Annotated in this window: 5 protein-coding genes, 3 pseudogenes and 1 other annotated feature; of the genes and pseudogenes, 7 read left to right on the forward strand and 1 reads right to left on the reverse strand. The window is 62.4% G+C overall.

The window, feature by feature from the left end:
• From K338_RS0119205 to K338_RS26330, 5 genes and pseudogenes are all read left to right on the forward strand, one after another.
• Positions 1 to 372 (forward strand): IS5/IS1182 family transposase (locus K338_RS0119205; protein ID WP_022919763.1); only part of this gene is annotated, 372 nt, incomplete at its 5' end.
• 371 nt (positions 373 to 743) lie between these two features.
• Positions 744 to 2,081: an Nramp family divalent metal transporter gene (locus K338_RS0119210; protein WP_169579595.1), complete on the forward strand. Its 1,338-nt coding sequence runs from the start codon at positions 744 to 746 to the stop codon at positions 2,079 to 2,081.
• 118 nt (positions 2,082 to 2,199) lie between these two features.
• A complete protein-coding gene (locus K338_RS0119215) occupies positions 2,200 to 3,756 on the forward strand; it encodes an FAD-binding oxidoreductase (RefSeq protein WP_211218274.1) in 1,557 nt (518 codons plus the stop codon).
• Between the two features lie 201 nt (positions 3,757 to 3,957).
• Positions 3,958 to 4,428 (forward strand): peroxiredoxin, encoded by a 471-nt coding sequence (locus tag K338_RS0119220; protein WP_022919766.1) that lies wholly within the window; start codon positions 3,958 to 3,960, stop codon positions 4,426 to 4,428.
• 438 nt (positions 4,429 to 4,866) lie between these two features.
• Positions 4,867 to 5,700, forward strand: a pseudogene (locus tag K338_RS26330) (hypothetical protein).
• Here the strand turns inward: K338_RS26330 and K338_RS0119230 are convergent.
• Positions 5,655 to 6,855, reverse strand: a pseudogene (locus K338_RS0119230) (IS3 family transposase). The pseudogenes K338_RS26330 and K338_RS0119230 sit on opposite strands and share 46 nt — an antisense overlap.
• Positions 6,492 to 6,626: a sequence feature (AL1L pseudoknot), on the reverse strand. It overlaps the preceding pseudogene by 135 nt.
• Positions 6,856 to 6,904: 49 nt before the next feature.
• On the opposite strand from K338_RS0119230, the gene K338_RS0119235 reads away from it, so the two are divergent.
• Positions 6,905 to 7,198, forward strand: coding sequence for a hypothetical protein (locus K338_RS0119235; protein ID WP_211218276.1), 294 nt, complete (start codon positions 6,905 to 6,907; stop codon positions 7,196 to 7,198).
• 46 nt (positions 7,199 to 7,244) lie between these two features.
• Positions 7,245 to 7,734 (forward strand): annotated as a pseudogene (locus K338_RS0119240) (IS5 family transposase); the annotation flags it as partial.

Here is a 7,734-nt window from a genome sequence, read left to right on the forward strand (position 1 = left end):
ATGCTGGTGGAGGTCCTCGATGACATCCGCGTACCTCGCCAGGGCCCTGGCCGGCCTCGGACCAGGCCCGATGCGGTGGTCGCGGACAAGGCCTACTCCTCGGGCAAGATCCGCAGGATGCTCGCCGCCCGGGGCATCAAGGCGGTGATCCCGCAGAAATCCGATGAGATCGCCTCCCGCAAGACCAAAGGCTCGCGCGGAGGTCGCCCGCCTGGCCTGGACCAGAGAACTTACGCCGGTCCCAACGTCGTCGAACGACAATTCGGCCTAGCCAAGCAATGGCGCGCCATCGCCACCCGCTACGACAAGCACGCCATCAGCTACCGAGCCGGCGTCGTCCTCTGCGCCGTCATCGCCTGGCTACGAAAATGAGAGACACACCCAAGTGGCCGGATTTCGGCGGCAGCGCGACCCTAACCATCAGATAGTCCAGGACCACATCGACATATCAGCCGGGGCTGGCGGGATCTATCACATTTCATATCGTGGAAGGAAGGGCTCGCATCACAAAATTATTTCTTGACACCAACTCGCCGCCCCGGTATCTTTGGTACATGACAGGATGGCTGGCCGAATAATTTTCGCGTCAGGTCACGATTTGTCGAGTAGTTGCCGTCATTTCGCGATCCGAGGTGGCGACAACGACCGTCGGACGGAACTTCAAACACTCGACTGAACCTCCGGTGAAGGTCGGGTCAGGTGAGCCCGAACGCAAGTCGCAGGCAAGAGCAATGGAGCTGAGTATGAGCACAACACAAACAGGCGTGGAAACCGTCAAGGTTGCGAAGGTTCCCCGGCGGTGGACTGACTATGTGCGGTCTCTTGGGCCCGGCTTATTGGTGAGCATGGCGTGGCTTGGGGCAGGTGATCTCATTGATTCAGCTGTGGCCGGCGGGAACTATGGCTACACGCTCATGTGGGCTCTGGCCCTCGCCCTGATCAGCCGCTACTTCTTCACAAGTGCTATCGCAAAATACAGTCTATTCAACTCGCAAGGGAATACCACGGTAATCCAAGGATTCGGAAAGCTGTGGCGGGGGATTCCCGCGATAGTCGGATCCTTGGCCCTGCTCAGCGGATTCATCTTGCAGTCCTACATGGTTGTGGCTGTCGGAAATGCACTCCACCGAATCTTCGCCGGCTTCGGTGGCGACCACTGGGGGCCTTTCATCTGGACGGTGGTAACAGCCGCAGTGGCATGGTTGATCCTGTCCCGGAAGTCCGCCTATCGAATGCTCGAAATGGTTGGACGGGTTACTGTGGCAGTTCTCGTCCTCTGCTTCTTCGTGGCGGCGGTGACCGCCAACGGTCACCCACTCGATGTTGTCCAGGGTCTCGCCTTTACGAAGCCGCCGGACATGGGCCTGTTCAGTGCAGTGCTCGTGGGTGCTGCCATGATCGGTGCCGTGGGCGGTTCGGCAGGGAACCTCATGTACACCGAGTTCATTCGCGAGAAGGGCTGGATCGGTCCCAAGTTCCGGCGGATGCAGCAATTCGATCTGCTCGCAGGTGTCCTCGCCATCATTGTTGTCAATCTCAGCATTTGGATCGTCGCGGCTGAATATTTCCACCCCACCGGACGTACCATCAGTACTTTGGACGACCTCAGTTACATGATGGAGCTGGCCGTGGGCGGAATCGGGCCGTGGATGCTCTGGTTCGGTGTCCTCTTTGCCGCATTCTCGTCGTACCTTGGATATGCTCGGGGGTACACGGACATCTTCATCAGTGGGTTGAGAAGCACTTGGGAGAGTGGGCCGCGGGAGCACACGGAGGGGCAGTATGACAGGCTGTATAAGGTGATTCAGTTCGGTCTTATGCTGCTCGTGCCGATCGTCTTTTCGCTCCCGGGGATGCCGGACGTGGTTGTCATGACCGTCGCCGGCAGCGCGACCGCAGGGCTGATGGCGCCGATCATCATTATCGGGACCCTGCTGCTCCTGAACAACAAGCACCTTATGATTCGCGGCTCAGTGAATAGAAGGTGGGAGAACGCAATTCTCTTCGTTGTAGGAGGAGTGGGTATTTGGGCGACTATCGGGGTGATCCGGAGTCTTCCTGGCCTGATAGCGCAATTGTGAATCCACATTTCAGCATGAGATTTTGGTAGCACCGAACCTTGGAGGTATTATGAACTCGATTGATCCAATTGTTATGAAGCGACGCAAATTCTGGGGATGGGGTTACGAGGGTGAGGGCGTGTCAGATGCCGAGCTTCTCGACCTCGGGTCATCGATCAGGGATCGATTCGGTCTCAAGCTGCAGGATCTTGAAGCTGCGCCGACGATCGACGAGATCGAGCTGCGAGAATCGCGTGTCAAGTCCAAAGCGTCTCTCGAGCACCTTCTCAGCGCCGACAAGTGGAGCCGCGCCGAGCACACATTGGGTAAGAATCTCGGTGACTTTGTTCGTGGGCTAGAGCGGAAGTACGACAATCCTCCGGACCTTGTTGCGTTTCCAGAAGACGAGGGTGACGTCGTTGACATTCTGGACTGGGCTGAGGAGGAGGGGCTTGCGGTAATTCCGTTCGGTGGCGGCTCCTCTGTCGCTCAAGGCATCGAGCCAATCGTGCCCGATACATTCCGCGGCGTAATTTCGCTCGACCTGCGCAAGCTGAGTCGCGTGCTCGAGATCGACCGTGAATCCCGTTCCGCACGGATCCAGGGTGGGGTATTGGGCCCGCACATGGAGGACCAGTTGCGGCCGCACGGTTACTCGATGCGCTTCTTCTTGCAGGCCTTTGAGTTCTCCTCTCTCGGAGGATGGATCGCTACGCGAGCGGCCGGGCATTTCGCGACTGGCTTCACGCAGATTGACGACTATGTTCAGTCGATGAGGGTCGTTACGCCAACAGGTGTGATGTCTTCGCGGAGGCTTCCGTGCGATGGTGCAGGCGTTTCGGATAACCGCATGTTTATTGGATCCGAGGGCACCATGGGCGTCATCACCGAGGCCTGGATGCGTCTCCAGGATCGCCCATCATTCCGGGCATCGATGTCGGTACCGTTCTCGAAGTTTGAGGCGGGCGTCGGAGCTATTCGCGCCTTGTCTCAGTCGGGCCTCTACCCGTCCAACTGTCGCCTGCTCGACCCGGTGGAGAGTTTGTTGTCTGGCGCAGGTGATGGTGACGATACGATCCTTATCGTTGCTTTTGAGTCTGCGGATCATGACGTCACTCCCTGGATGAATCGCGCTCTGGAAATCTGCCGGGAGTTTGGTGGCCGGGTAGAGTCGGATAAACCGGCCGACAGTTCTCAGGGTGCCGTTGGACGCACCGGCGCTGGCGGACGATGGAGGAACTTCTTCGTCAAGGGCCCGTATTACAAGGAAGGGTTCGCGCGCATGGGTATTTTGCGCGAGACCTTCGAGACAGCCTGCACCTGGAGCGCCTTCCCGGAACTTCACGCTCGAGTTGTAGAGGCCGCGACGAAGGCGGTGAAGAAGGAGTGTGGTGAGGGAGCGGTCGCTTGCCGCTTCACGCACGTCTACCCGGACGGCCCGGCGCCGTACTACACCGTGATCGGAAGCGCGCGTAGGGGCGGTGAGGTCGAGCAGTGGGCCGCGATCAAGGCTGCTGCTTCTGAAGCCGTTCTGGAGGCTGGCGGGACGATTACGCACCACCACGCGGTGGGGAGGTTCCACCGTCCTTGGTATGACCAGCAGCGTTCCGACGTCTTCGCAGCGGCTTTGACGGGCGCGAAGAGGGCTGTCGATCCTGGCCTGATCATGAACCCCGGCGTTCTTGTGGACGCCTAAGCGCCCGAAGTCGCTGCTTCGTGTGTAGTTCGGTGGCACGGGGCGGGGCGCGAGGGAGGGGTAGGTCGCTGACAGCAGGACGGAAGTACTCGTATGACCGTTCTGCTGGAAGGGCCTACTTCTCCTTTTCATTCTTGAGGTCGCCGTCCTCGACGACTACGCTCACTTCGTGACAGAACGTGCCTACGAAGGGAGGGCCTGATGTCTGAGCTGGCCGCAGGAGCCACCGCCCCTGACTTCACCCTGACCGCTCACACCGGCGATGAGGTGTCGCTCACCAGCGCCCTTGCCAGCGCCGAGCAGGGGGTGATCGTGTACTTCTACCCGAAGGCCGCCACTCCCGGCTGCACCACGGAGGCCTGCGACTTCCGGGACAGCCTCTCGTCCTTGGCGGCCGCCGGTTACGCGGTCGTGGGCATCTCCCCGGACCCGATCCCCGACCTGCAGGCCTTCGCCGAGGCGGAGAGCCTCACTTTCCCGCTGGCCTCCGATACCGACCACGCGGTTGCCGATGCCTACGGGGCGTGGGGGTTGCGACCGGGGCGCACGGTCGAGAGCGTGCGCCGGTCCACCTTCGTGGTCAACCCAGACGGCACGCTGAGAAGCGCCGAGTATGATGTCGACGCCACCGGCCACGTCGCCCGGCTGCGGGCGGAGCTGCTCGGCTCCTAGTCACCGCTCACCGTGTGCAGGGAATGAGGCCCTTCACGTGCTCATTTTCGCATTGCGGAATGAATGGGTGAAGAGGTTCTTGCACCTCTCATCGGTGCGTGTCATTTTTCCGAACTGAGCAGCAAGCGGGAGTGACGTTCTGGTAGGTCCGTGGTCAGAGATGGCCTGCGGAACGGCACCCCGCCGATGGCGTGCGTGTAACGATTCCCCTCCCGGTGACGGTAGAGAAGGATCGAGGAGCCCTTGGCTGTAGTTTCCGACGCCCAGAACTCGGCCGAGTGCCCGGATCGGGTGCTCCTGGACCTGTGGCATCCGATCGGTGCCACGACCGAGCTCCCGTCCCGCCGGCAGTGGAGCGATCAGCTCCTGGGCGTGGGGCTTCAGGTCGAGCGGATCGCCGACGGTGGCTTCCGGGTGAGCCGTCAGGACGACGCCGAGGTGGAGCTCCCGGTCCGAGAACGCTTCGGCTATCTGTGGACCTCACTGGGCGAGCCCCGGGAACTCTTCGACATCCCCGAGGCCGAGGAGAGTGGTCGCCGACTGCTGCACGCCGGTTCGATCATGGTGCACACCTCAGCCGGTTGCGGGATGGAGAACTTCCTCGACATGGGGCACTTCCCCTTCGTCCACCCCGGCGTATTGGAGGACGAGACGCGCACCGAGGTCAAGGACTACACGGTCACCTCGTCCGTGGCCGACCATGAGATCTGGGACACCGAATGTGTCTTCTACCAGCCCCAGGCGGCGATGGACAGCACTGGGGGAGCCGAGGTGAACTACGCCTACCGAGTGATGCATCCGAACGGCGCCGCACTGTTCAAGTCCAACTCACAACAGCCGGACCGCTTCGACACGGTGGCGTTGTTCATCCAACCCCTGGACGAGGAGCACATCCGCGCCCACATGTAGCTCTGTCTCCTTGACGACGAAAGCCCGGACTGGGCACTTCGCCGGTTCAAGGTCGACATCTTCGGGCACGACAAACCCATCCTAGAGAACCCGCTGCCCCGGCGCCTGCCCCTCGACCCACGGGCGGAAACGCCGATCCGCGCGGACAAGACTAGCGTCGCCTATCGCCGGATGCTCTCCCAGCTGGGCGCGCGATACGGCGTGATCCCGGGCAGTCTGACGGTGGCGACACAGGAGGCGGCCGACGCCAGCATCCCGTCGGACGAGCGGCCGGCGGAGGAGGCGCTGAACCGCACTGGGTTCGGTGGAGACTCGGGTTATTGGATTCCGACCAGTTGTTCGTTGGTCCGTTGGGCAGCATAGTGTGCCTGCTCGTACTCGGCCGGAGGTAGGTCGCCGAGGTAGCCGTGGAGGCGTTCGGTGTTGTGCCAGTGCACCCAGCCCAGGGTCGCGAGTTCGACGTCTTCGACGCTCTTCCATGGTCCGCGCTGGTCGCGTATCGGGCCGCGGATCAGCTCGGCCTTGTAATAGCCGTTCACGGTCTCGGCCAGGGCGTTGTCGTAGCTATCGGCGACGGTCCCGATCGAGGGGGCTGCGCCGATCTCGGCCAGGCGTTCGCCGTAGCGCACAGACGTGAACTGGCTGCCCGCGTCACTGTGACATCGAAGCCCGCCCAGGTGGGTGCCGCGGGACCAGCGAGCCATCTCGAGCGCGTCAAGGACCATGTGGGTGCGCATGTGCGATGCGACCCGCCAGCCCACGATCATCCGGCTGAAGGCGTCGATGATGAAGCACACGTAGGCGATGCCGGCCCAGGTCGGCACGAAGGTCAGATCCGTCACCCACAGGCCGTTCGGAGCGGTGGCGGTGAAGTCTCGCTTGACCAGGTCCGGATACCTTACTGCCTTGTCGTCGCGGCGAGTGGTGCGCACCCGTTTGGTGCGCACGGCCCCAGCGATACCCTCGGCACGCATCAGCCGGGCGACCTGGTCCCGGCCCACGTCGTAGCCGGCGCGGCGAGCTTCCTTCCACAACTTCCGCACCCCGTAGACGCGGTAGTTCTCCTCCCACAACTGTCGCAGCACCGGCCCCAGCTCCGCGTCCCGCCGGGCGCGGGCCGAGAGCGGGCGACCCTTGGCGGCGTAGTACGTGCTCGGAGCCACCTGCAACACCCTGCAGATGGGCTCGACCCCGAGTCGGCGACCGGCCACCACGTCATCCTTGTTCGCCTCGATGAACGCGACTACTTCTTGTGCTGGCGGTCGAGCTCCGCCCCGAAGAAACTTGCGGCCCGCTTGAGGATCTCATTCGCCCCCCGCAGCTCAGCGTTCTCCCGCCGCAACCGCGTCAGCTCGCGTTCTCACTCGAGGTCACGCCAGGACGAGTCCCGGCATCGATCTCCTCTCGCTCGATCCAGTTGCGCAGCGTCGCCGGACCGATCCCCAACAGCTCACCAACCCGCTTACGCGACCCGAGCTTGGACTCCCCAGGATGCTCCCGACGCCGGTCGCTATGCATCCGCACCGCACGGGCACGGGTCTCATCGTCATACTTCCTCGGTGCAGGTATGGAACTCAGTCTCCTTGCTAGATCAGAGTCTCCACCACCCCCAGGACGGTTCAACTTCAAGGACCAGCGCAATTCGATGATCGTCGCCGGCAGCCTCGGACTGGGGATGTATGTGACCGCACAGCCGGACGTGAAGGACGCAGTACCGGTCTGGATGGCGGACCTGCTCGGCAGCAGCATCACCATCGGTGCGCTGACCGCGATCGTGCTGGACCTGGTGTTCCACCACTGGCGTGCTGGACCTGGTGTTCCACCACTGGACAGGGCGCCGGAAGGACCGGCGCTGACCTAGGGCGTGTCTCCCATATGTGAGGGGGTTTTGCCTTGAGGGTTGTGGGATGGCTACTACTGCAGCGTCCCGGGATCGGGCTCTTTCGGATGAGCAGTGGGAGTGGATTGAGCCGTTGCTGCCCTCGAACGAGGGTTGTAAGGGGCATCCGTTTGAGAACAACAGGATGGTCGTGGAGGGCATCATCTATCGTGCTCGGACCGGTATTCCGTGGCGGAGTCTGCCCCGTGAGCGGTTCGGACCCTGGCAGACGGTGTGGAAGCGGCACTACCTCTACGCGCACCTGGGAGTGTGGGACGAGATCCACGCGGTACTGATGGCTCAGGCTGATGCTGGCGGGCACATCGACTGGACGGTGTCGGTGGACTCGACGATCAACCGTGCCCACCAGCACGGGACCAACACCACCCGCCCTGACCAGCCCACAGGGGGCGAAGGCGAACCACAAGAATCTGGCGCATGAGGAGCCCGAGGGGCATGCGGTCGGCCGCTCCCGCGGCGGTCTGGGTAGCAAGATCCACGCCGCGGTCGATGGCAAT

This window comes from Ruania albidiflava DSM 18029, from assembly GCF_000421225.1.
Classification (GTDB): domain Bacteria; phylum Actinomycetota; class Actinomycetes; order Actinomycetales; family Beutenbergiaceae; genus Ruania; species Ruania albidiflava.